The sequence below is a fragment of the Armatimonadota bacterium genome (assembly GCA_023511795.1).
Taxonomy (GTDB): domain Bacteria; phylum Armatimonadota; class UBA5829; order DTJY01; family DTJY01; genus JAIMAU01.
In genome coordinates this window covers 53,037-76,276 of sequence record JAIMAU010000006.1, presented here as the reverse complement: position 1 = coordinate 76,276, position 23,240 = coordinate 53,037, and the positions used below count along the sequence as shown (strand labels likewise).

Annotated in this window: 22 protein-coding genes; 15 read left to right on the top strand and 7 right to left on the bottom strand. The window is 47.4% G+C overall.

The annotated features are described in order from the left end of the window. The first annotated feature begins 102 nt into the window (after positions 1–102). On the top strand, positions 103–1,425 hold the full coding sequence (locus K6T99_07380) for a sulfatase-like hydrolase/transferase (protein ID MCL6519642.1): 1,323 nt from the start codon (positions 103–105) through the stop codon (positions 1,423–1,425). 24 nt (positions 1,426–1,449) lie between these two features. On the opposite strand, the gene K6T99_07375 is transcribed toward K6T99_07380, so the two are convergent. Next, positions 1,450–2,187: an HAD-IIA family hydrolase gene (locus K6T99_07375; GenBank protein MCL6519641.1), complete on the bottom strand. Its 738-nt coding sequence runs from the start codon at positions 2,185–2,187 to the stop codon at positions 1,450–1,452. Between the two features lie 257 nt (positions 2,188–2,444). Here K6T99_07375 and K6T99_07370 point away from each other — a divergent pair, with 257 nt between their 5' ends. Together K6T99_07370 and K6T99_07365 are read left to right on the top strand one after the other, a co-directional pair. Continuing rightward, the gene (locus K6T99_07370) at positions 2,445–4,445 is read left to right on the top strand and encodes an aldo/keto reductase (protein MCL6519640.1); all 2,001 of its coding nucleotides are present in this window, start codon (positions 2,445–2,447) and stop codon (positions 4,443–4,445) included. A gap of 58 nt (positions 4,446–4,503) precedes the next feature. Continuing rightward, complete coding sequence (locus K6T99_07365; protein ID MCL6519639.1) at positions 4,504–5,598, top strand: hypothetical protein; 1,095 nt, start codon at positions 4,504–4,506, stop codon at positions 5,596–5,598. Positions 5,599–5,605: 7 nt separating this feature from the next. Here the strand turns inward: K6T99_07365 and K6T99_07360 are convergent, their stop codons facing one another. The 6 genes from K6T99_07360 to K6T99_07335 all read right to left on the bottom strand — a co-directional run bounded on the left by K6T99_07360 (position 5,606) and on the right by K6T99_07335 (position 12,414). Continuing rightward, positions 5,606–6,664, bottom strand: a complete 1,059-nt coding sequence (locus K6T99_07360; protein MCL6519638.1) for a hypothetical protein — start codon at positions 6,662–6,664, stop codon at positions 5,606–5,608. A 79-nt stretch (positions 6,665–6,743) separates the two neighbouring features. Further along, positions 6,744–8,177, bottom strand: coding sequence for a PAS domain-containing protein (locus tag K6T99_07355; GenBank protein ID MCL6519637.1), 1,434 nt, complete (start codon positions 8,175–8,177; stop codon positions 6,744–6,746). Next, positions 8,174–8,533, bottom strand: a complete 360-nt coding sequence (locus K6T99_07350) for an STAS domain-containing protein (protein ID MCL6519636.1) — start codon at positions 8,531–8,533, stop codon at positions 8,174–8,176. The genes K6T99_07355 and K6T99_07350 overlap by 4 nt, the downstream gene beginning before the upstream one ends. Before the next feature lie 196 nt (positions 8,534–8,729). After that, complete coding sequence (locus K6T99_07345; protein MCL6519635.1) at positions 8,730–9,245, bottom strand: flavin reductase; 516 nt, start codon at positions 9,243–9,245, stop codon at positions 8,730–8,732. Positions 9,246–9,496: 251 nt separating this feature from the next. Next, on the bottom strand, positions 9,497–10,651 hold the full coding sequence (locus tag K6T99_07340) for a ribose-phosphate pyrophosphokinase (protein ID MCL6519634.1): 1,155 nt from the start codon (positions 10,649–10,651) through the stop codon (positions 9,497–9,499). A 14-nt stretch (positions 10,652–10,665) separates the two neighbouring features. Beyond that, complete coding sequence (locus K6T99_07335) at positions 10,666–12,414, bottom strand: NAD+ synthase (protein ID MCL6519633.1); 1,749 nt, start codon at positions 12,412–12,414, stop codon at positions 10,666–10,668. An 81-nt stretch (positions 12,415–12,495) separates the two neighbouring features. Here K6T99_07335 and K6T99_07330 point away from each other — a divergent pair, with 81 nt between their 5' ends. The 12 genes from K6T99_07330 (at position 12,496) to corA (ending at position 23,102) form a co-directional block, all read left to right on the top strand. Beyond that, positions 12,496–12,645, top strand: a complete 150-nt coding sequence (locus tag K6T99_07330; GenBank protein ID MCL6519632.1) for a hypothetical protein — start codon at positions 12,496–12,498, stop codon at positions 12,643–12,645. Beyond that, the gene (locus K6T99_07325) at positions 12,627–13,121 is read left to right on the top strand and encodes a hypothetical protein (GenBank protein MCL6519631.1); all 495 of its coding nucleotides are present in this window, start codon (positions 12,627–12,629) and stop codon (positions 13,119–13,121) included. Before K6T99_07330 ends, K6T99_07325 begins: the two co-directional genes overlap by 19 nt. Before the next feature lie 33 nt (positions 13,122–13,154). Further along, the gene (locus K6T99_07320; protein MCL6519630.1) at positions 13,155–13,955 is read left to right on the top strand and encodes a hypothetical protein; all 801 of its coding nucleotides are present in this window, start codon (positions 13,155–13,157) and stop codon (positions 13,953–13,955) included. A 110-nt stretch (positions 13,956–14,065) separates the two neighbouring features. Further along, a complete protein-coding gene (locus K6T99_07315; protein ID MCL6519629.1) occupies positions 14,066–15,037 on the top strand; it encodes a class II fructose-bisphosphate aldolase in 972 nt (323 codons plus the stop codon). A gap of 27 nt (positions 15,038–15,064) precedes the next feature. Continuing rightward, positions 15,065–16,582 carry a hypothetical protein gene (locus K6T99_07310; GenBank protein MCL6519628.1) on the top strand — a complete coding sequence of 506 codons (1,518 nt, stop codon included), beginning with the start codon at positions 15,065–15,067 and terminating at the stop codon, positions 16,580–16,582. A 14-nt stretch (positions 16,583–16,596) separates the two neighbouring features. After that, entirely contained in the window at positions 16,597–17,163 is a 567-nt protein-coding gene (locus K6T99_07305) for a DUF1080 domain-containing protein (protein MCL6519627.1), read from the top strand. A 14-nt stretch (positions 17,164–17,177) separates the two neighbouring features. Then, positions 17,178–17,942, top strand: coding sequence for a sugar phosphate isomerase/epimerase (locus K6T99_07300; protein MCL6519626.1), 765 nt, complete (start codon positions 17,178–17,180; stop codon positions 17,940–17,942). Between the two features lie 231 nt (positions 17,943–18,173). Next, entirely contained in the window at positions 18,174–18,500 is a 327-nt protein-coding gene (locus K6T99_07295; protein ID MCL6519625.1) for a hypothetical protein, read from the top strand. 169 nt (positions 18,501–18,669) lie between these two features. Continuing rightward, positions 18,670–19,707 (top strand): heat-inducible transcriptional repressor HrcA, encoded by a 1,038-nt coding sequence (hrcA, locus tag K6T99_07290; GenBank protein MCL6519624.1) that lies wholly within the window; start codon positions 18,670–18,672, stop codon positions 19,705–19,707. A 69-nt stretch (positions 19,708–19,776) separates the two neighbouring features. Further along, positions 19,777–21,351, top strand: coding sequence for a TCP-1/cpn60 chaperonin family protein (locus K6T99_07285; protein ID MCL6519623.1), 1,575 nt, complete (start codon positions 19,777–19,779; stop codon positions 21,349–21,351). Between the two features lie 99 nt (positions 21,352–21,450). Then, the gene (gene grpE, locus K6T99_07280; GenBank protein ID MCL6519622.1) at positions 21,451–22,122 is read left to right on the top strand and encodes a nucleotide exchange factor GrpE; all 672 of its coding nucleotides are present in this window, start codon (positions 21,451–21,453) and stop codon (positions 22,120–22,122) included. A gap of 11 nt (positions 22,123–22,133) precedes the next feature. Continuing rightward, the gene (gene corA / locus K6T99_07275; GenBank protein ID MCL6519621.1) at positions 22,134–23,102 is read left to right on the top strand and encodes a magnesium/cobalt transporter CorA; all 969 of its coding nucleotides are present in this window, start codon (positions 22,134–22,136) and stop codon (positions 23,100–23,102) included. Positions 23,103–23,240 lie beyond the last annotated feature (138 nt).

Sequence of the window (23,240 nt, the reverse complement as noted above, 5' to 3'; positions counted from 1 at the left end):
GCTAATATGCTTACACGGCGTGAATTCCTGAGAAAATCATCAGGCGTGATTGCTGCGATGGGAATAGGCGTGGCTCAATTACCCACAGAGGGGAAAGACAAAATGGAGCAAACTGAACGACCAAATATCGTATTTTTCTTTACCGATCAGCAACGGTGGGACACTTTGGGTTGTTATGGACAAAAACTTCCAATTTCTCCAAATATTGATAGGATGGCGAGGGAAGGCGTACTCTTTGAGAACGCATTCACGGTCCAGCCCGTATGCGGGCCGGCGCGTGCAGTTGTTCAAACTGGTATGTATGCTACCGAAACAGGTTGCTTTCGGAATGGAATTGCTCTTCCATTAAACGCCAAGACTATCGCCAGGTATTTATCGGAGGTAGGTTATGAGGTAGGTTATATTGGCAAATGGCATCTCGCTTCCGATAAAGAGCATAATTATAGGGATAAGGCCATCCCGCCGGAACGCAGAGGAGGCTACAAAGACTACTGGCTTGCGTCCGATGTACTCGAATTCACATCGCATGGCTATGACGGCCATATGTTTGATGCTGAGGGGAAACAAGTTGAGTTTAAAGGCTACCGAGTGGACTGCGTTACCGATTTTGTGCTCGATTACCTTCGCTCACGAGATAGAAAAAAACCTTTCTTCCTCTTTGTCTCATACATCGAGCCACATTTCCAAAACGACCATAAACACTTTGAAGGACCAATTGGCTCAAAAGAGAAGTTTAAAGACTTTGAGCCGCCAGGTGATCTTGTTGGAACTGAAGGCGATTGGCGTGAGGAGTATCCCGACTACCTTGGGTGCTGCAATAGTCTTGATTACAACCTTGGCCGCATTCGCGCAGAATTAAAGAAACTTGGACTTGAGGATAATACGCTAATATTTTATACCAGCGATCATGGATGTCATTTTCGCACGCGGAATGCAGAATACAAGCGCTCATGCCATGAAGCATCAATCCGCATACCAATGCTTGCCTATGGGCCGGGTTTCAAGGGTGGAAAGGTTGTCAAAGAGTTGGTGAGTCTGATTGATGTCGCACCGACTATCCTTGCCGCCGCGGGGATAGAGAAGCCGCCACAGATGCGGGGTAGGCAGCTTCAGGATTTAGTAAAAGGCAGGAAAACGGACTGGCCGAAGGAAGTATTCATCCAGATTAGCGAAAGCCAGACTGGTAGGGCGATTCGAACGAAGAGGTGGAAATATTCTGTTTCCGTACCGGATGCAAAGAATCCTGCAAGCGATGTCTATTATGAGGAATTCCTCTATGACCTTGAAAACGACCCGCACGAACGCAAAAACCTCGTCTGCGATCCATCTTTTGCTACAATTCGCAGAGAGCTTGCCGATATACTAAAACGCCGAATTAGAGAAATTGAGGGCAAGGAGCCTTTGATTCTCCCCGCCTCCGGATGACCATATTTTAGTCTTGCGTTGAGTTTAAAGTATCTCAATATCCGCGACGGAGGGCAATATGTGAGTGGGACAGTATGGAAAGCGTTCGATATCGGCTTCTTTTGTGACACCCGTAAGTACTAGAATTGTCTCCATACCAGCCTCGATGCCAGCAACTATGTCGGTATCCATGCGGTCTCCAACCATGATTGTATCTTCCGAGTGAGCGCCAAGGTAATTGAGAGCACTTCGCATCATCAAAGGGTTCGGCTTGCCAACGAAATAGGGTTTAACGCCGGTTGCTGCCTCAATGAGCGCCGCCATCGCGCCAGTTGCCGGCTGTATGCCTTTCTCGGTTGGTCCTGAGGGGTCTGGGTTTGTGGCAATGAAGCGTGCACCTGCCAAAATCAACTGAATTCCATGCGTTATAGTTTCCAAACTATAGGAAGTTGTCTCCCCGAGAACTACATAGTCGGGGTTGATGCCGGTAAGTACATATCCAACGTCGTGTAGAGCGCTTGTTAAACCAGCTTCACCTATTGCAAAGGCTGTGCCATTCGGTCTCTGATGATGAAGGAACTGAGCGGTCGCCATTGCCGAGGTATAAAGACGATTCTGAGGGACTTCAATTCCCAATGCCGAGAGTTGATGTTGGAGGTCGCGGGGAGTCCAGATTGGGTTGTTTGTAAGTATAAGAAATGGCGTCTTTGTCTCCACAAGCTTAGCGATGAACTCTGGTGCACCCGGGATTGCTGTTCGTCCCCGCACGATCACGCCATCCATGTCTAGAAGATAACTTTTCTTAGGCATTTCCGCTTGTGAAAACCTTTCTTTAGTATTAGTATTCAAAATTTGCAAACGTATTAGCTTAAGTTTGGAAGGTATTGCTAGTAAATCTAGTATACTATTATTGGACAGATAATCCAATATTGGACAATCCTCGTAGTCTGATTAACATCGGAATCCAATGAATTGACCAGCTTGAGAATAGGGTGTTATCATGGCTTACGGTAACAAAGCTTATTTCCGGGGGATAAAATATGGGCAAGCTAGCTTGGGGAATTTTAAGCACAGGTCGAATTTCAGGCGTATTTGCGAAGGCGGTTGCAGAGTCAAGCACCGGGGAAGTACTTGCCGTTGGGAGTCGTACCCAAGAAGCGGCAGACCGGTTTGGCGATGAATACAACGTTCCGCGTAGATATGGGAGTTATGAGGCGCTCCTTGCCGATCCAGACGTGCAGGCAGTCTATATCTCGACTCCTCATCCGATGCATGCCGAATGGGCGGTAAAGGCTGCTGAGGCGAAAAAGCACATACTTTGTGAGAAGCCGCTCACTTTAAACTACCCCGAGGCGATGGCAGTCATTGAGGCTGTTCGGAGGCACGATGTCTTTCTTATGGAGGCCTTTATGTATCGCTGCCATCCCCAGATAACCAGGCTTGTCGAGCTAATTCGCGAGGGAGCCATAGGCGATGTGAGGATTATTCAAGCAACTTTTAGTTTCCATGCCGGATTTAATCCTGAGAGCCGACTTTTTAACAACGCCCTTGGAGGTGGTGGAATTCTGGATGTTGGCTGTTATACTACTTCAATATCTCGCCTAATCGCAGGCGCGGCTCATGGGAAGCCTTTTGAGGACCCTATTGAGGTGAAAGGTGTTGCTCACCTTGGCGAGACGGGGGTTGACGAGTGGGCGGTCGGAATAATGCAATTCCCAGGTGATATCATCGCGCAAATTTCGACAGGTGTGGCGCTGAACCAAGAGAATGTGGTGCGCATTTTCGGCTCCGAAGGCAACATCTTAATTCCTGCACCGTGGTTTGGAAGCAAGGCGGGCGAGCCTGCACGAATCGTCGTGAACCGAAATGGCGAGCAGCCCAAAGAAGTGCTCGTGCCAAATGACGCTAGCAGTTACACACATGAGGCTGATATAGTGGCTAAGAATATCGAGAAGCGCCAAGCCCCGCCACCAGCAATGACCTGGGACGACAGCTTGGGCAATATGAAGACCTTGGACATGTGGCGCCAGGCTGTGGGTCTCGTCTACGATATCGAGAAGCCGGACGCAAACTTCCCGACGATTGACCATCGGCCGCTGACAATACGCTCGGATGCAAATATGAGGTATGGCTCGATTCCTGGGCTTGAGAAACCGGTATCTCGCATCGCGATGGGCGCCGTTGGTGGCGGCGGCGTTTCCCCACTCGCATCCTGCTCAATCCTATTCGACGAGTTTTTCCGCCAAGGTGGCAACTGCTTCGATACGGCTTACATCTATGGTGGCGGTAATAGTGAGCGTATTCTCGGTCAGTGGATTAGAAATCGTGGAATCCGCGAGCAGGTGGTCATTCTAGATAAGGGCGCGCATACGCCTTTCTGTAACCCTATAGATTTGACAAGCCAGCTTTTTGAGAGCCTTGACCGATTGGGCACTGATTATGTGGACATCTATATGATGCATCGTGATAACCCTGACATACCGGTAGGTGAGTTTATCGATGTTTTAAATGAGCATTTGCACGCAGGGAGAATAAAGGTCTTTGGCGTGTCAAATTGGACAATTGAGCGTATAGAGGCGGCGAACGAGTACGCTCGACAAAAAGGACTCAAAGGGATTGCTGCAGTGAGCAACAACTTTAGCCTCGCCAGAATGATAGAGCCACCATGGGCTGGCTGCCTTGCCTCGTCCGATTCCCAGTCCCGTGCATGGTTTGTGAAAACCCAGATGCCACTCATGGCATGGTCGAGCCTTGCCCGGGGCTTCTTCGCCTATGGTCATCCCAGGAATCATACCGACCCAGAGATGATTCGTTGCTGGCATAGTGAGGACAACATCCTTCGTGCCGAGCGGCTTTTGGAAATGGCAGAAAAGAAGGGTGTTCCCCCGGTAAGCATTGCCCTTGCTTATGTACTTTGCCAACCATTCCCGACATTTGCCCTGGCTGGGCCAGCAAATCTTGAGGAGCTGAGGACTCTTCTTGCCGGGCTAAATGTACAATTATCGCCGGACGAATTGAAATGGCTGAATCTAGAATTGTAAGGTAGGGACACGTTGACTGTGTTGTTTGATCTTTCTGGAATAAGGTAACTAAGCGGCAATGTCTGTGAATAGCGTTCATTCTACAACGCCGAGAGAACGATATCGCGCTATAATGGATTTTCAGCGGCCCGACAGACCATTCATCTGGACCTTTCCTACGCGAAAGGGAACTATGGACGAGTGGATAAAGCAGGGGCATCCCGAGGGCATTAGCACCGCCGAATTTCTTGGATATGATTGGTTCGAAGGCATTCCTCTCAACACATCACATTGCCCAAAATTCGAGTTGATAATTGTCGAAGAAAAAGATGGTCAAGTTACCTACTATGATGAGGAAGGTGCCCTCCGCACCGAACGCAGAGATGCCCAGGGTAGTGGCTTTGTCACTCGGAAATGGCTTAAGTTTCCTGTCGAAAACAGAGATGATTTCCTGAGGATGAAGGAGCGCTATGATCCTGAGGACCCTAGGCGCCGTGGACAATGCTTCGATGAGGCCGTTCGGCGCTCCCATACTGCTGAGCGTCCCGTGATGTTTACCATACAAGGCTTCTATTGGACACTACGACAGTGGATGGGCTTCGAAGGTCTTTCGATGGCGTTTTATGACTTGCCAGAGCTCGTGGATGAGATGCTTGATTTCGTGCTCGATTTCAATGTGCGGTTACTGCGCAAGCATCTTGCCGATGCACACGTGGATAATCTTATGATTAATGAAGATATGGCATATAAAACTGCATGCATGGTTTCACCTGTTATCCTTCGAGATAAATTCTTGCCACGATATCGAGAGCTTGTGCAAGAAGCGAAGAGTATCTGTGCAGACAAAGTGTTCGTTGACAGCGACGGGCACATAAGCGAATTGATTCCTTTTTGGATCGAAGCTGGGGTAGACGGCACAAGCCCTGTTGAGATAGCTGCCGAGCAAGACATTGTTGAGTATGCTGAGAGATATCCACAGTTCCTTTTCATTGGTGGTTTGGATAAACGTTGTCTAATTGGCGAAAGGGCTGATGTTGAGGCAGAGGTAGTTCCAAAGGCAACTAAGCTTTATGCGCGTCTTGGCTGGATTCCTGCCGTCGACCATGCTGTTCCCCCAAACGCCAAGTTTGAGAATTTCAAGTACATGATTGAACTCTTGAAAGAATTGTGGTAGCAAAGCGCTAGTATTTGCCGTACTTCTCAACCAAATCGCGCATCAGAGCAATCCGGCTTTCTTCTGCTCCTGGGGGAACTTGGTCGCCGGCATTAGCGATTAACCGAGGGCTTTGCTTCCGGAGGTCCAGCCATCGCATTACAGCATACCTAAAGTCTTCGATGTTTGTGTTGGGTAGCCAGAGTTCCGGCGAAACGCCGCCAGAAAGAATAAGCTCCGGGCCTGCCTCTGACCGGCATTCATCTGGCGTTAGGTCGCCCATGGGTGTGGGTGTTACCGCATCAGCACAATCGGCGCCTGTCGCACGAATCATCGCCAGTGCACCCTTCAATCGCCCGTCTATATGTATTGCAACGAATTTCCCAGCAGAATGAAGGCGGCTGATGGCTTCAAAGTAGTAGTTTTGTGACCATTCTTTGAAGAAATGTGGCGGCTGGACATCGCTTGAAAAATTATCGCCCATTATTATAACCTCAGCTGGGGATGAGCAGAGCATGTCTATGCATTCAAGATTATTGGCGTTGATTTTTTTAACGACCTCGCGCATTGTATTGGGGTAATCATGGGCGGCGTACACAAATCGCTCGATTCCCATCCAATAGTGAAGGAGTTGTCCGACTGCGCTGTACCCTGCCGGAATATAGACAACTCCTATATCGCCAACATAGTCTGCCCATGCTTTGTAATTGTCCCACTGCGGCACATATCTGCGGGATGTTAGTGCATATTCAAGCACCCGTATATCATTCGCTGACTCAAATCCCCAGCGACTGACCGACCAGGAATACGTATTGGAATTCCAAATGCGTCTTCTCTCAATGCTTCCAATGGGTGTATTATAACGCCACACAATTTCGCATTTGCCAGCCTGGAATTCCTTATTAATTTCCAGATTGACGCCGTCTGTATGCTCTATTGAGAAGAAAGCTGCCAGATTTGGCATGTAAAAACCAACGCCCATGCGCTTATGATAGTCAATTAACGCTTTCTCAGGCTCCTGGTAGCTGGAGCTAAGGTCCCATGGCGCTCTGGTTTTGTGGTAGAACCAATGCGATAGGTCAAGCATGAAGGGTACCGCATCAGGTATCTTGCCCTTGTAAACATGTAGAATTCTTTCACGTGGTGAGAGTTGCATAAAAGGCTTATTATGTCACTATGCTATTAAAAAAGGGAGCCATTGAAAATAGAGTTTGCGGCTTTGTTTCGCTTCCACTGCTGGCTTCACACTTTAAACCAGCCGCTCCTATAGCACTTTGCACCTCGGATGTTTCAATGTCTGATAGGTTCATCTCTATACCTACCGTAGTGCCTTCGGGCCCAGTTGCCAAATAAACTCTGTCGCTGAACGAAATCATCACCTTATACCCCATGCCCAGCGTGCCAGCCGTGGAGTAGCCTTTTGTTAGTGCTATGTCGGGCAGTGAAAGGGCGGCGATTCCAGGTCCTTTGTCTGATATAACGACCATTAAGCCGTTTTGCGTTCGATGGAGGGTAGCGGTACCCCCACCCGAGTGTTTCAATGCATTTGTTGCTGCTTCTCCAATGCTTACAACAAACTTGCTGATTTTTTCTTCGTCCATTCCCAAAGACCTTGCCATCTCTTCTGCGCCATGCCTCACGGTTCTGAGATCCTCAGGAGTCTTTATTTCCCAAGTAGCCAAAGGCGGCCCAGCAATCTTTTCTATTTCCGAATGTTCTGTAATTATTAGTTTTCCTTCTGTAGCGGCCATAATTGTGCGGCGGTAGAACTCAATCTTATGCTCCTCGCTTTCACGAATGGCTTCTTCAGCTTGCTTTAGGTCGGTAATGTCTTGCACCGTTCCAAACCCGCCACGCGGCCTTCCTTGTTCGTCAAACTCTAACTCTGCGCGTTCCCGAACCCATTTAATTTTGCCATCCACTATGATTCGATGTTCGATGTCATAAGGCTCGCCTTGAAGGGCTGATTTCCATTTTTGATCAACGTATTCTCTATCCTCCGGATGGACGCATTCCAGGAATTTCTCATATGTCATAGGTGTTCCTCGTGGTATTCCAAATATTCGATATACTTCGTCAGACCAAATTAGCACATTTTGTTGAACGTCTAACCTCCAGCTCCCGGTATGAGCGACGGCTTGGGCCCGGTTGAGATCCTTTTGTATTTCTCTGAGCTGGTCTGCTATTTGTTGGATTCGCTGGCGCGCTTTCCGCATCATTATCGTAGCAAATCCGACTATTGATGAACCTATAAGATATGCTATAAGAGCAGTCCAACCTTGCTGGGTTTCCGCCTGCGGAAATATTGTGTAGAGAGGTGGTATGAAAAAGTAGTCGAAGGTGAAGAAACCAAGCACAAATGCTAGTATTGCTGGCCCTTCCCCGAAGAGAATAGCAACCAGCATGGTTAGCAAAACATAGGGAATAGGAAACTCATACAAAGGAAAGCTTGGAGGCAACAAACTTAATATCAGAGTTAAAATTGCTTCTAGAGCAATTGTTGCAAAGTAGCCTAACCATATCGGATAACGGGTCATTTCAGCATTCTGTGTTTTTCTAGGAACTTCTGATTGCGGTTCGTATGAAACTTGATAGTTCATTGTAAATTACCTGTATAGCTTAAAAGCGCTTTTATAGCCATCTGAAAATCATCGCAGATTTTAAAGCCAGGAAGCTCATGAGCCCTGAGAATTTCAAGAATCCTTTGTGCCATTTTGCTTGGTACTACTGCAATGGCACCTCCTAATGAAATCAGCCTATGATAAATACGCAGAATCTCCTTGATTCCTGCGCCGTCTATATATGTTGCCGACGATAAATCCACCACTAAACAGCCGTTTTGGGCATCCTTGGCTGCTTTTTCAAGCATTGCACTAAATTCATCTACATTGCCGATGTCGATTTCGCCATGTACCTTAACAGCAGTGCAAGAATTGTGTGTGATTTCTATATCCATATATTGCCCTCCATGGCCTTTCTCTATGGAATATTGTGGCTAGTTATACTATTAACCTTTTAAGATTGTCTTATTTAACCTACCCAGCAAACGGCAGCAATTAAACCAAGAAGCATGATAAGAAATTTATTTAGCAATCGGTTGGTAGTATTCACTTAAGACAAATAACGATGTCATATTAAAACTTATAGTGTATTTATTTTGTCCAGCAATTTATCACCTCACCTACATACAGTCGGTGATAGTCTTTCTGTGGGTACCATTGTTCAATATTTGGGTCAAGGAAGTTTTTCGGGTCTATATCTTGAATATATATTTTTCGACATTCAAAAACCAATCTTGCCTCCTTAAAGACACTTGTCATTGGTAGCATGCCAGGCATCGGGGTCAACCCTGCCTGTCTTGCTTTATCTGGCACATCACGGCCCGATTTACTGCCGCAAAATTGAAGCGCCTCCTTATATTCTTCTGAGAAGAAACAAAGGGTGAAGTTCTCATTTTTCTCCAGAAACTTGTATGTGTGCCGGGTTGGGCGGATTACGCAAAAGCATATGGGCTTACCCCATAGCGCACCCATGCCGCCCCACCCTGCTGTCATTGTGTTGTAATCTTCCGGCGGCCCGGCTGTAACCAACATCCAATCTTTTAACACTATCTCGAAGGGGTTTAGGGTGATAGTTTCCACTGAGGTTTTTTTAAACACCTCTTCCATGCTCGCATTCCTCCTAATTTTATAACCAAAATTTATCCCGCATTTGTAAATAATACCCAACTTAAGCTAGTTCCCTCAATATTTGGTTGCTTGGTAGTTTGGATTTCACATCTGTGAAAGAGTTATTGGAAGTATGCGAAAATTTTGGTGATACTCGACCACCCCGGCCGCGAGCGGTTACTTATTTATTGTTTGTGTTTTAATATGTTGGGGTTGCGGTCCTTAATAAATGCGAATTTTCGTTTAGTCCATTATGGTGACCAACGTGGATTTTTAGAGGACATATCTACTGAATACAATTGGCCAGTAAGGTGGTCGGTGGGAAAGCCCAAATAACTTAAGATGTGGTGGGATATCCACTTCTCTATCTTTAGGACCGTGAGCTTACGTCGCAGTCGTCCCTGCATGTCTCGATTCAAGATTGAGGGCAGGGTGTTGGTAGTGATAATCTCGTCGAGGTCGGGGCTGTTGAGATTCTCGCGTACCTCTGGGGAAGAGTAAAAGTGGGTAACGAAGAAGACAACCCTGCCTGCGCCAGCTTCTTTCAGTAGACGACAGCATTCTTTAATTGTTCCGCCAGTGCGCACCATATCGTCAAATACTACGACGTCCTTCCCCTGGATGGCTTCCAAAGGACATGGTGATGATGGGTCAATAAAGCTTGATATATGCCGTTCGCCTGTTCGCTCCTTAGCAATATAGAGCAATCCTGCAGAGGGCATACCCAACTTATTTTGTACCTCAACGGCAAAGCCCCTTGCTCCTTTATCTGGCGCACATATTAGCACGCCATCACCAGAATGCAGGCTTGGTGTTACATCGGACCTGCGGATATAGTCTGCGAAAACCTCGGCGGGAGATAGGTTTAGGAAACGTCCATTCATGATTCGATTAAAAAGCCTTTGCACGGAAGCTGAGTGATTGTGTACGGTAATTACAGCATCAACTCCTGCGAGCGCCAGCGACTCCGCGTAAAGCTTGCTACTGAAAGGTTGGCCGTCAAATTTCTTATAGTCCCATATGTCGCGCTTAAAATCCACCTCTCCGTGTTCGGGTCTAGGTCCTCGATCTTGAGCGCTGAAGAAAAGGTCAGGCTCAATTAGAATGACCTGTTTAGCACCATTATCTTTGGCTGCTCTTGCAACTAGTAGGGTCCGCCAGGAGAGTTCGTTTCGGCTTACACTATTGGAGGCTGTGGAAACAATAATGACAGTCGTGTTGCACAGCTTGTTGCCAATATTCTGAAGGTCGTTCTCATCACTGATAAAGCGCGGGCAAAATTCGCTGTTCGCAAATGTCTTTAGAGAAATAATGTCGGCTATATCTATAGTCTGCTTACAGTATACAGCAATATCAATCGCAAACGGATTATCCGATTCTGTGCTTGTGACAAAGATTTGAGGCATACCCGAACTTTCCCCTATTCTCTATATTTGTTGGTGATTGGAAGGCGTCTGTCCTTGCCAAAAGCTTTTGGTGTGATTTTAATGCCGGGTGGCGCCTGCCGCCGCTTGTATTCATTTCTATCAACCATGTGAGCAACTCGCCTAACAGTTGGCTCATCAAAACCCATGGCTACAATTTCTGCAATGCTTTTGTCTTGTTCAACGTACGCGTGTAGGATGGGGTCCAAGATCTCGTATGGCGGCAGTGTGTCAACATCCTTCTGGCCAGGGCGCAGCTCTGCTGAGGGAGGACGCTTTATGATGCTGTCGGGAATTACCTTTCCAAGGCTGTTTCGATAATCCACAAGCTCATAAACAAGTGTCTTGGGAACGTCCTTAAGTACGCCAAATCCTCCTGCCATATCGCCATAGAGAGTAGTGTATCCTACCGCGATCTCGCTCTTGTTGCCAGTAGTAAGTACTAGCCAGCCAAACTTATTGGATAGAGCCATTAGGATGTTTCCGCGTATCCGGGCCTGGATATTTTCCTCTGCTACTCCCGGCTGTGTTCCCACAAAGGCGCTGGAGAGTGTGGAGAGGTATGCTTCAAAGATTTGCTGGATTGGAATGCGGTAATACTGAATGCCTAGACTTTCGGCAAGTTTAACCGCATCGCTTTGCGTCTCCTCCGATGAATATTGCGAAGGCATAACCACTGCCACTACTCGGTCCTTGCCAAGTGAATCCACTGCGATGACTGCCGTAAGTGCGGAATCAATTCCCCCGCTCAAACCGAGAACTACCTTTTCAAAACCGTTCTTGTGAACGTAATCCCTGGTGCCGAGGATAAGAGCTTTGTATATTTCTTCTAATCGGCTTGGGGGATTTGGTAGGCATGACGGCAGTTCGTGCCTTGGTGCCTTTTGTAAGAATGGGGGTATTTGCACTTTCTCGACCACTGCTTCTTTTGGGCAGAGGCGCTCTTTTTGCTCTTTATACCGAGTGTCCGAAAGGCGGTGGTGGAGGACCTCATTGATATTCAAATCTACTATAACAAGCGCTTCTTCAAATGCTGGGCCACGGCAGATGACCCTCCCATCCGGCCCGACAACCAATGAGTGGCCATCAAATACGAGCTCGTCTTGCCCACCTACTAAGTTGACGTAAGCAAAGAAGCATAAATTGTCCATTGCGCGCGTGGCAAGCATCTCCTCGCGATGCCGCCATTTTCCTGCATGGAATGGCGAGGAATTTATTACAATGATGACATGCGCATTACCTATGAGTGCTTGAAGTCTATGTGGCCCCTCGGCGTACCAGCTGTCTTCGCAAATTTCCACTCCGAATCTTACTTCGCCAGCCTTGAAGACTTTTGTTTCTTTGCCACGTTGGAAGTATCTATGCTCGTCGAAAACGCCATAATTTGGCAAGTTAAACTTATGATGCACCCCCACGAGTTCGCCGTCTGATATGATTGCAGCGGCATTGTATATATCGCTATTAATCTTATCCACAAAGCCTATAATTGCCGTGATTCCTTTTGACACTTCAGTGATTTTGTGAAGGCAATCAATGTTTCGTTGGACAAAACCATTTTTAAGAAGGAGATCTTCTGGCGGATAGCTTGTGATTGAGAGTTCAGGAAAGGCGACGATATCCGCTCCGGCTTCCTTTGCACGAGCGATGTACTCAGCAATTTTTGCAGAGTTACCGTCAAGGTCGCCAACAGTAAGGTTAACTTGTGCAAGCGCTATTCTCAAAGGTATGTCAATCGATTTTGCCATTTGGATTCTCCTATACTTAGTATATCTTCTGATTTGCCTTTTCTTCAAGTTAGCAGGGTTGGCAAGCAGGAGTGAATTTACATGTCAGCGAAATTTTTCATTGCAACCCCCCAAAAATACACCGGATGGCGGCTAAGAGACTACCGAAGGAGTGGCGAACTATGTCTTCACTTTTGGCTGAAGGTTGTCGTTTTTCGCAGGGGAGGGGGAGAATGGACGAACAAGAAATAGTGGCTCGTGCTCGACATGCAATTATTGACATGGCCCTGGGCGATGTACGAAAGGCATCTGCTGGCGGGGCAAAGATGGGTGCGTTTATTCTCGCCGCGTGCGTAATAGATTATCTGACTTGCCTATACGCAGGCCATGACAGCAATGCAAGCCTATTCCGCGAATTTGTGGCTCGCTTTTTTGACGATAAGCGGTATGACCCAAATGACTTGTGGGATGCGATTCGATGCAAACTTCTCCATAGCTATACTGTAAAAGACGGACGTTATGCGTATACCGACGGGAATCCTCAACTTCACTTTAAGCAGGATAAGTCTGGACGAATACACATAAACCTGGAAGATTTTATCTCAGCTGTCGAGCGGGCGGCGGAGAACTATTTCGCGTTAGTGGAGTGCGATTCTGAGGTTAGAAAGCGCATGGTCGGCCGCATCAAACGCGTTGGTATCCTCACAGTGTTTGAGCCAAAATTTTAGTTTTTGGTCTGCTAAGCAGCTCCGGAGGCGCGAGTGGAAAAAGTTGCAATCAAAGGTGTGGAAGTCAGCCGTTTCATTCTGGGAACGAATCCAATCAGCGGATTTTCCCATCAAAGTATGGAAATGGACCAGCGAATGCTGAGCTGGTTTACATTTGAGAGAATCAAGGCTTTGTTACGGGAAGCCGAGTCGCTTGGTATAAACACCGTCATAGCGCGAACCGACCTCCGGGTGGTTGGCTTCTTAAGAGAACACTGGGATGAGGGTGGTAAGATTCAGTGGTTCGCCCAGACCTGCCCAAGTGAGGGTCCGCCCGAGCTGTGTATTAATCGAGCAATTGAAGGCGGCGCAAAAGCTTGTCACATTCATGGTGGTTACATGGACCACCAGTTTGTAAAAGGGGAACTTTGCCATATACCTGAGCTGATTAAAATGATTCGCTCTGCTGGTTTGTTGGCTGGCATCGCGGCTCACGACCCTCGAGTTATAGAGTGGGCGGAAAAAGCATTGGATGTGGATTACTACATGTGTTCATATTACAACTCGATGCGTCGCGATGAAAATCCGGCACACGTTCACGGTGCGCAAGAATGGTTTTGGCAAGAGGATAGGGAAACCATGGCGCACCTCATACGAAGACTTTCGAAGCCGGCGATTCATTACAAAATTCTTGCTGCTGGACGTAACGATCCTAAAGAGGCATTTGGCTTTGCTGCGAGAGTCATGCGTCCACAGGATATGGTCTGCGTTGGCATCTACAATGAACATAAGCCGGATATGTTGAAAGAAGATATAGAATTATTTGAAGAAAGCTTTAAAGGTTTAAAGTCTTAGTTAAATACAAGGTACGCTGAAGCAAGCCGCCATATTAATGAACTTGTCATGGTATCCTTTGAGGCCGACAGGTAAATCATTTAGTGGTAAGTTTATTAGAGAGTTGAACATTGGATATTAAGCATCAAAATTATAACATCGTCGACCGGGTGCCAGCTCCAAAAAATCGACTTGCACGTATGGTCTCAGCCGCTGTTGAGCATAAAATTGTCATTCCAGCGTTCAATGTTCCATACCTTCCAATGGCTGAGCCGATTCTTAAGACATTGGCGGAGCTTGATACGTTTGGAATGCTGGCTGTCGCGCGACTTGAACTCATAAAGTTCGAGGCAAAGAGCCTAAGCCACATTGCTGAAGAATATCGCCGCCATGCCGACCCCCGAGTGTCAACGCTCCATCTTGACCACACGCCGGTAATTGATGAGGATGGCTTACTTTGCGATTGGGAACCCCTTATTACGGAAGCTATATCTTTGGGCTATGACTCGGTTATGATTGACGGCTCGCGGCTCCATTTTGAGGAGAATATCGCTGTGACTAAGCGCGTCGTCGAGATTGCACATCAAGAAGGTGTGCTGGTTGAAGCAGAGTTAGGCGCGGTACTCGGCCATGAACCAGGTCCACTTCCTCCATATGAAGAGCTTTTTGCCAGCAAAAAAGGATTTACAGACCCCAACGAAGCGAGGGAATTTGTTCAGCGAACAGGAGTGGATTGGCTTTCTGTTTCGATTGGTTCGGTTCATGGGGCGATTTCCGCGGCGGCAAAAGACCGACCAAAACCCAAGGCTAGACTTGATATTGAGCACTTAAAAAAACTACGCGATGCGACCGGAATTCCTCTTGTCCTGCATGGTGGATCTGGGATTCCACAGTCGTACATTAATGAAGCGGTGAAAAATGGTATCGCAAAGATTAACATCGCCACTGACATACGCCAGCCTTACGAGAGTGTTCTTGGTAGCGGGGGGAGTATTTCAGACGCACAGGTGGCGGTTGCCGAAGTGATAAGACATTTAATTTGCGAAGTGTATAAAATAGCAGGGTCAGCAACAAAATTGTCGGAGTTTATCGGGAAGATTTGAGCCTTGGTTGTCGGCTGGTGATTCTTTATGAGTTTAATGGGCATAGATATAGGTACGACAGGGGTAAAGGCAGTAGTTTTCGATGAGAAGGGTAGCCAGCTTTCGTGGGCGTACGAGGAGTATCCTCTCCTATTTCCGTTTCCAGGAGCCTGTGAGCTTGATCCTCACGCCGTGGTAAGCGCTGCTTGCCGAATGATTGAGAAAGCAGCGGCCGCTGTTCGGAGTTTAGATCCTGTGAAGGCTATTGGCATTGCATCGCAGGGAGAAGCTTTCACTGCTATCACCTCCTGTGGCCAGATGATAAGTAGCATAATGGTTTCCTCCGACGCTCGCGCTGCCTCGCTTGTTGGCCCTTGGAGCATGGAGTTCGGCGCCAAAAGGTTATATCGAATAACAGGACACACACCATATCCTATGTATTCCCTATATAAACTCTTGTGGCTCAAACAAAATGAGCCAGAGAAATGGGCCAAGACGCTGAAGTTTCTTTTCTGTGAGGACCTACTTGCTTGGGTACTGACTGGTGAAGTAAAGACCGATTATACGATGGCCGCACGTTCGATGCTTTTTGATGTTAGCCGCATGGAATGGTCAGCGGAGATTCTAGAAGCCGTCGGACTTGCCGCTGACCGATTGCCTGAAGTGATTCCTTCTGGAGAGGTTGTTGGCACTGTCAAACCTGAAATGGCTGCCAAGCTCGGTTTGGCAAATGAAGTCAAGGTGTCAGTCTGTGGTCATGATCAACCAGTTGGGGCACTTGGATGTGGGGCAGCCTCGCCAAGCCAAGCTGCATATTCCATCGGTACGACTGAATGTATTTGCCCTGCTATTGACCGCCTTATCCTAAGCGATGAACTCATGAATGCTAACTTGGCAACTTATCCGCATGTATTACCAAATATATACACGACGGTTGCATTTAACATTACTGGTGGAAGCGTTCTACGATGGGTACGCGATAATTTTGCAACCAAGGAGGCAGAAGAAGCCCGAAGGAATGGAAAAGATCCCTACGACCAAATAATATCGGCGGCAGCAGAAGAGCCTTCGCGTGTTATACTTCTTCCCCACTTTGGGCCAACAGGCACGCCCCACTTTGATGCCCACGGGGCTGGGTTGCTATTTGGTTTGACCCTCTCCACCAATAGGTCGGAGGTTCTACGTGCCTTTCTAGATGGTATCACTTACGAAATGAAATGGAACCTATCAATCTTAAGGGATGCCGGTTTCTGCCTTGCTGAGCTAAGGGCTGTCGGCGGCGGGGCGAAAAGTGATACTTGGATGCAGATAAAGGCTGATATACTGGGCATTTCACTCACCACAATGCGTGTTACTGAGGCAACTTGCATGGGAGCTGCTATTCTTGCAGGTGGAGGGGCAGGAATACTTGATATTGAAGAAGCAATTAGGACATGGACGGTACCAATACGAACTTTCGAGCCCCGTCGCAAATATGCTTTGGTTTATGAAGAGCGCTTTGCTATATATCGCGAGCTATATTCATCTCTTGCTCAGGCACGGCAAATGTTAAGCGAAATGAAGTAAAGGAGGGTAATTTTATGAAAAAAATTGTGTTAATTTTAATTATTAGCACGGTTCTGGGTTGTGTTGGTTATGCTTCTGAGGGCATTCCTCCATGGTTCACACCGCTTTTTAATGGCAAAGACTTGACAGGGTGGAAGCACGATGCCGAGGTTGAGAAACATTGGAAGGTTGTAGACGGCGTGTTGGAATATGATGGCAAGGGAAAGAACCTTATTACCGAAAAGAACTACCGCAACTTTATATTGATAGTTGACTGGAAAATTCCAAAAGGTGGAGACAGTGGCATTTATCTGCGTGGAAAACCTCAGGTGCAAATTTGGGATAATCCCATTGGTTCGGGCGGATTGTACAATGACAATAATAAGCCGACAAGGAATATGGACAGGCCAGTGGGTGAATGGAATCGCTTTGTCATCATCATGCGTGGCAAGAAGGTAACCGTCGTTGAGAATGGTGTTCAGGTTGTTGACCAAGTGACGATGAATAGCATAGGCGGCGTGCCGGATGAGGGACCAATTGAGCTTCAGCATCACGGCAGCAAGCTTTGGTTTAAGAATATTTATATTCGAGAATTGCCTTAAGGAAAGGATGCATAATGAGCGAATCACGAATTGGTGCACAACTCTATACTGTGCGCGAGTTTACGCAAACTCCTGCTGATATTGCCAAGACAATTAAGAAGATTCGAGAAATCGGATATGAGGCAGTCCAAGTCTCTGGCTTTGGCCCAATCGACCCGCTTGAGCTGAAGAAAATTGTTGATGGTGAAGGTGTTTATATTTGTGCTACCCACACTCCTTACCACCGCATGCGGAACGAAACGGAACGGGTCATCGAAGAACATCAACTGTGGGGATGTCAGCACATTGCAGTTGGTGGGATGCCCCAAGAATACCGAAATGCTAAGGGCTTCCATCAGTTTGCAAAGGAAGCTTCTAAGGTGGCAAAGAAGCTAGCCCAAGGTGGTCTAACTTTCAGCTATCACAACCATAGCTTTGAATTCGAAAAATTTGGCGACAAGATTGGCTTAGAAATCCTTCGCACCGAGAGCGACCCCACTTACTTCAATTTTGAGATTGATACGTATTGGGTTCAGCATGGTGGGGGCGACCCAGCAGAGTGGATTCTGCGGTGCAAAGACCGCGTTCCATTGCTTCACCTGAAGGATATGGGCAATAGGGGCGGCCAGCAAATCATGATGGAGGTTGGCGAGGGCAACCTGAACTGGCCTGAGATATTGGAAGCTGCTATGGAAGCCGGAGTTGAATGGTACCTTGTTGAGCAGGATATTTGCGAAAGAGATCCATTCGAGAGCCTAGCAATCAGCCTTCGCAACTTAAGAGAGATGGGGTTAAAGTAGAAGTTGTGGAGAAGCTTGGCTGCAAAATAGCGGTTGTCTTAGTTCGCTTTTTGGGCGGGCAGTTAAGTAAGCAATGCAGGTGTATGGAATCCTTTAATCCGAGCCATGCTTGCTTGTGACCTATGCTGTCACTAAGCTTGCGCTCCTATCCATGGTTAGATGTCGTTGGGGGATAAGGCTTTATTTTCCGCTTGTCGAGATCAAGCTTTTGGAGTTGGGGGCAGGGCAGGTATGAACCTCGTTTGGCTAATTGTATTTTGGCTAATGCAAGCGGCGGCGCAGGTGTTTTTTAAGTATGGGAGCGCCAATCCGAGCAAATGGTTGATAGGTTATATCTGCGGCAATGTTTTTGGAGCCTCAAGCATATGGTTTCTAATGTTACTCTATCGTTCAATGAATCCAAATGTTGCGCTTGGCTTGTGTACTGCTGGCGGATTCCTGGGTGCTCAAGTAGCAATTCTCCTAATTTTTAGCCCAAAAGTATCGCCAATGCAATACATTGGAATGGCGGCAGTTTCCATAGGCATGGCACTTTTTATTATAGGTAATACTACATAGCACCAGGTATCCCTTATTAATAAAAATGTCAGTTAATAAGAACTCCTTGTGTGCATCGTTAGCTAATCACCGCAAGCTTTCCCATGTTGACTCTAGACGTTGCTAATGGTATACTCTTATCAGAAGAAGGTTTGCGCATACGGCTACCTTGTTATTTGAGGTGAAGCCGATGGAACTCGGCGAGCGGAGAAGCAAAATACTGGAAGCAATTGTAAATCAATATGTGAGGACTGCAGAACCGGTAGGTTCGGAAACGCTAGCGGCGAACTACAACTTCGGAATTAAGCCCGCGATGATTCGTCATGAGCTTGCAGCTATGTCAGAGCTGGGCTACTTGAAACAACCGCACAAATCTGCGGGCCGCGTACCATCAGACCTTGGCTATCGGTACTATGTTGACAAGCTAATGCCTGATCCCAAGCTGGGGCGAGCAGAAGCTTCGCGTGCAAGGGCGGCATATAATCCTTATGAGAGCGAAATTGAGAACATCCTTTTACAGACGTGCCGGATTCTGTCTGGATTGGCCCAATATACTTCTCTGGCAACTAAGCCACAGATGGGCACCATAAGTGTTCGCTATGTAGCACTCTCTCCAATTGGCCGGGGCAAGCTTCTTGTAATCACTGTACTTAGCACCGGACATATTGACCACCGATTGCTAGATTGGGAGAGCGACCTCAACACTGTTGACCTTAATTCTATTGGGAGTCTAGTTAACGAGCGTCTACAAGGTGCTGAGTTGCGCGAATTTACTACTAGGATTAGAAATGCTCTGCCGGCAGAGCTTTTTAGAATGACTGCTTTTTACAAAAAGGTGGTTGCCCTCGTAAAGCAGGCGCTGGTTGCGGCTACTGACAGCGAGGTTTTCATAGACGGAACAAGCCATATTCTCAAACAGCCGGAATTTTCCCGAACAGAAAAGCTTACGATGATTCTCAACGCCCTTGAAAAGCGCAAAGTCCTATTCCAGGTTTTGAGCACGGCATTACTTGGCAAGGATGTAACCGTCATTATCGGCGAGGAAAACCAGTTCTGTGAGCTAAGCGATTGCAGCTTTGTTACAGCAAACTATCACATCGGCGATCGCGTATGCGGGAGCATAGGAGTAGTAGGGCCTACAAGGATGGATTATCGGCGTGCAGTGGCCGCTGTTGAGCTAATGGCATCGAGCCTCAGCCAGATGCTGACCCAATTAAGTATTGGATAATCAGCATGTTATGGCGGGTTGCTGGATACCTGAATCCCTCAGCCCCAGGATCCCTTCTTAAGTTCAAAAATGAGTTCAAACATTAAGCAGGTAAGTAAGTCGGCGGACGTGGATGAGCGCCTTGCGGCATTGCTTGCGAATGCAACCGCAGTGCGCGCGGTTGCTTCGTCTGTTGAAGGAACGCTTGGACCTAAAGGTCTGAATTGCATGCTCGTTGACAAGTTCGGCGACGTGACAATTACCAATGATGGCAGTACGATTCTCGACAAGATTGATATAAGTCACCCTGCCGCAAGGTTAGTTATCCGTACCGCCAAGGCTCAAGATGAAGAAGTAGGCGACGGCACAACTACCGCTGCCATCCTAGCTTCTGCCCTTGTAATGGAAGGAGTCAGCAGGGTATCTAGAGGCGTGCCGGTGACAAAGGTGATACAAGGGCTTTCCATTGGTATGAAAAGAGCCCTTGAGGTATTGGAAGCCGCAAGCAAGCAAGTCAAGGACTTCGACGACCCACTTCTTTGGCAGGCGGCTTATATCGCCGGAAGAGAGGATGCCGAGATTGCAGACTTGGTCGTCCAGGCGGCAAAGCTTGTGGGTAAAGAAAAACTGGCGGAACCAGCATTCAAACTTGCTGATACTATTGTCGCAAAAGAAGGCGCGCAGAACGAAGTATTTACAGGTCTCATTATAGAGAAAGAGCGCATGAACCGCCAGATGCCGCGATCGCTTAAAGATGTCAAGGTGTTGGCAATTGATGACGCGCTTGAGCCCGAACGAATGGAAGATGATGCACTTGGCACAGAATCGGGTTTTGCGCGATATGTTCAACTTCAAAACGAGTTTTGTGAAAATTTGCGGAAAATCGTTGATTTGGGAATTGGTCTCGTTGTTACAAATAAAGGTGTTGCAGATTTGGCAGAGGAGTTACTTACCGATGCTGGTATTATAGTTCTCCGTCGTGTATCTACGAGGGACATAGCAAGGATTGTGGAACATACGGGTGCAAAGACAATAAAGCGAGCGGGTCTAAAGAAATCGCTTGAGGAGTTATCTTTGTTTGTTGGGCGATGCGCACGGGTATATGAAGATGAGAGGTTGGAACATACACGTATTATGGGCGGAATTGGGAAGCCTGCCGCCACACTACTTGTCGGTGCAGCAACAAGGGAGGTCAGAGACGAGCGCGAGCGGATTGCGCGCGACGCCGCCTCAGCAGTCCAGGCCGCTATTATAGGCGGGGTTGTTCCAGGCGGTGGCTCTATCGAGATTGCTGCATCGAGAGAGGTTTCTTTCCTGAGAGATGGGGTTAAGGGTATGGCAGCCTATGGCGTTGATTGTGTGGCGGAGGCCCTTAAGAAACCTCTGAGCCAAATCGTTGCAAATGCTGGGTTCAACCCCCTTGAGAAAGTCGAGGACGTGATAGCCGCCCAAGCAGAACAAGGCAAGGTCTCACTTGCCATTGAATGCGATACTGGCGAAGTTGCCGATATGTGGGAGCTGGGGGTAGTTGATCCCTTAAAGGTTAAAGTTCACGCTCTAAAGGCTGCTGCTGAGATTGCAGACGCCGTTCTCAGGATTAATACCATAATTAAAAAGCGTAATGATGACACCGAGGCGACTGCTCAGCCGCCAGCGGGTAAGTGAACGTAATTAGCTTTTGGTGTGAAAAAGCATGCCAGGGTTAACAAGAATTATCATATTCGAAAAGAACAAGCTGTGAAATTTGTTCATTGAGGTAGAAAAATGGCAAATAAACGGAAAATTCCAATAAATAATAATTCAGCGCAAAACTCTTCCGAGTCTGAGGCACAACACCGGGATAAAGAGCTTGAGGAGACTGGCGTAGTTCCGCCTGAGGTGTTTTCAGAATCGCCTGAAGAAGCGGATATTGTCGTGGAATCCACCGCAGAAGAAGTACTTCCCGAAGACATTCGCATCTTAAAGGAACGGTGTGAGGAAGCAGAGAGGCGAGCGGAGGAGGAGCATGACAATTTCCTTCGAACGCTTGCTGATTTTACCAACTACCGACGCCGTGCTAGGGAGGAGTTGGAGCAAGTAAGGAAATTTGCTACCGAAGACTTCATTATTCGGTTGCTTCCAATTCTTGACAACTTTGAAAGGGCTATCAAAGCTGCAGAAGAGACAAAGAATTTTGACTCTCTGCATGGAGGTGTAATACTCATCCTGCGTCAACTCCGTGATCTCCTCGCGAAGGAAGGCGTTGAACCGATAAAAGCTGTTGGTGAAAAATTCGACCCAATGAAGCATGAAGCTGTTGCACGTGTGGATACGACGGAATACCCCGACGAAACTATCGTTGAAGAGGTTCGGACAGGGTACACCATGAATGGCCGTGTGATTAGACCGAGTGCCGTAAAGGTTGCCCACCATCCCAGGGTGGACCAAGACGGTTAGGATATTACGACGTGTTCCGCATTACAGCTTATCACCCGAATAAAGGCGTCCAAATTATAAAAAACATAGCCCAGATTAGTGATTTTATTGCCGATCCAGAGACTATTGTTTGGTTGGACGCTATGAATCCTTCGAAAGAGGAGATGGAAAAGCTCGCCTCAGAGTTTGGTTTCCATCCGCTCGCAATAGACGATTATTTTACTCCACATCATAGGCCTAAGGTTGATGAATATCCAGGCTATCTTTTCTTGGTATCGCACTTTGTAACATACAACCCAAAGAAGGAAGATGTCCGGCCGATAGAGCTTGATATTTTTGTGGGCAAAAACTATATTGTAACTCTACATAAGCAGGAGCTCGCAGTTCTCCATGAGGTTGCGGATAGGTGGAGCCGGCACCCCCAGGCATTTGTGGGCGGTGTTGGACTGCTGTTGTACGATATTCTTGACGCACTGGTAGACTCTTATTTCCCCATCCTTGACCAAATAGACGAAAGGCTTGACCAAATTGAGACCAGTATATTTAAGCAGGAAGCAGCAGAGTCCCCTGAAAGAATATTTCGGCTGAAGCGAACCTTGCTGGTCTTGCGAAGGATTGCAACTCCACTGAGGGATATGTTCAATATCCTAACCCGAAGGGACCAACCGCTTCTTTCGGAGCAGGCAGTGACATATCTGCGCGACATTTACGACCACACCTTGCGAATTGTAGACACCATAGATACCTATCGCGACATCTTAGCAGGTGCGCTGGATGCCTATCTCACGGTAATTTCCAATCAGCTCAATGCTGTGATGAAATCGCTCACGGTCGCAGCGACAGTCTTGATCTCAGTGGGATTGGTAGCGGCTATTTACGGTATGAATTTCCGTTACATGCCGGAACTCACTTGGCGATATGGTTATCCTTACGCTTTAGGTCTAATGGCATTGATTGGTGTCGTTCTTCTCTATTACTTTAAGCGTATCAAGTGGTTGTAATATCCTAGATTGTAGTGTAGGTGCTTAGTTAGCCCTTGTGCCCCAACATGCTTTGAAAAGCCCCCAAATTTTCGTCATCCAAATAGTTTAAGCTCGTTTTTCTCCTGGGTATTAAAAAATTGCGATGGACACTTGTCC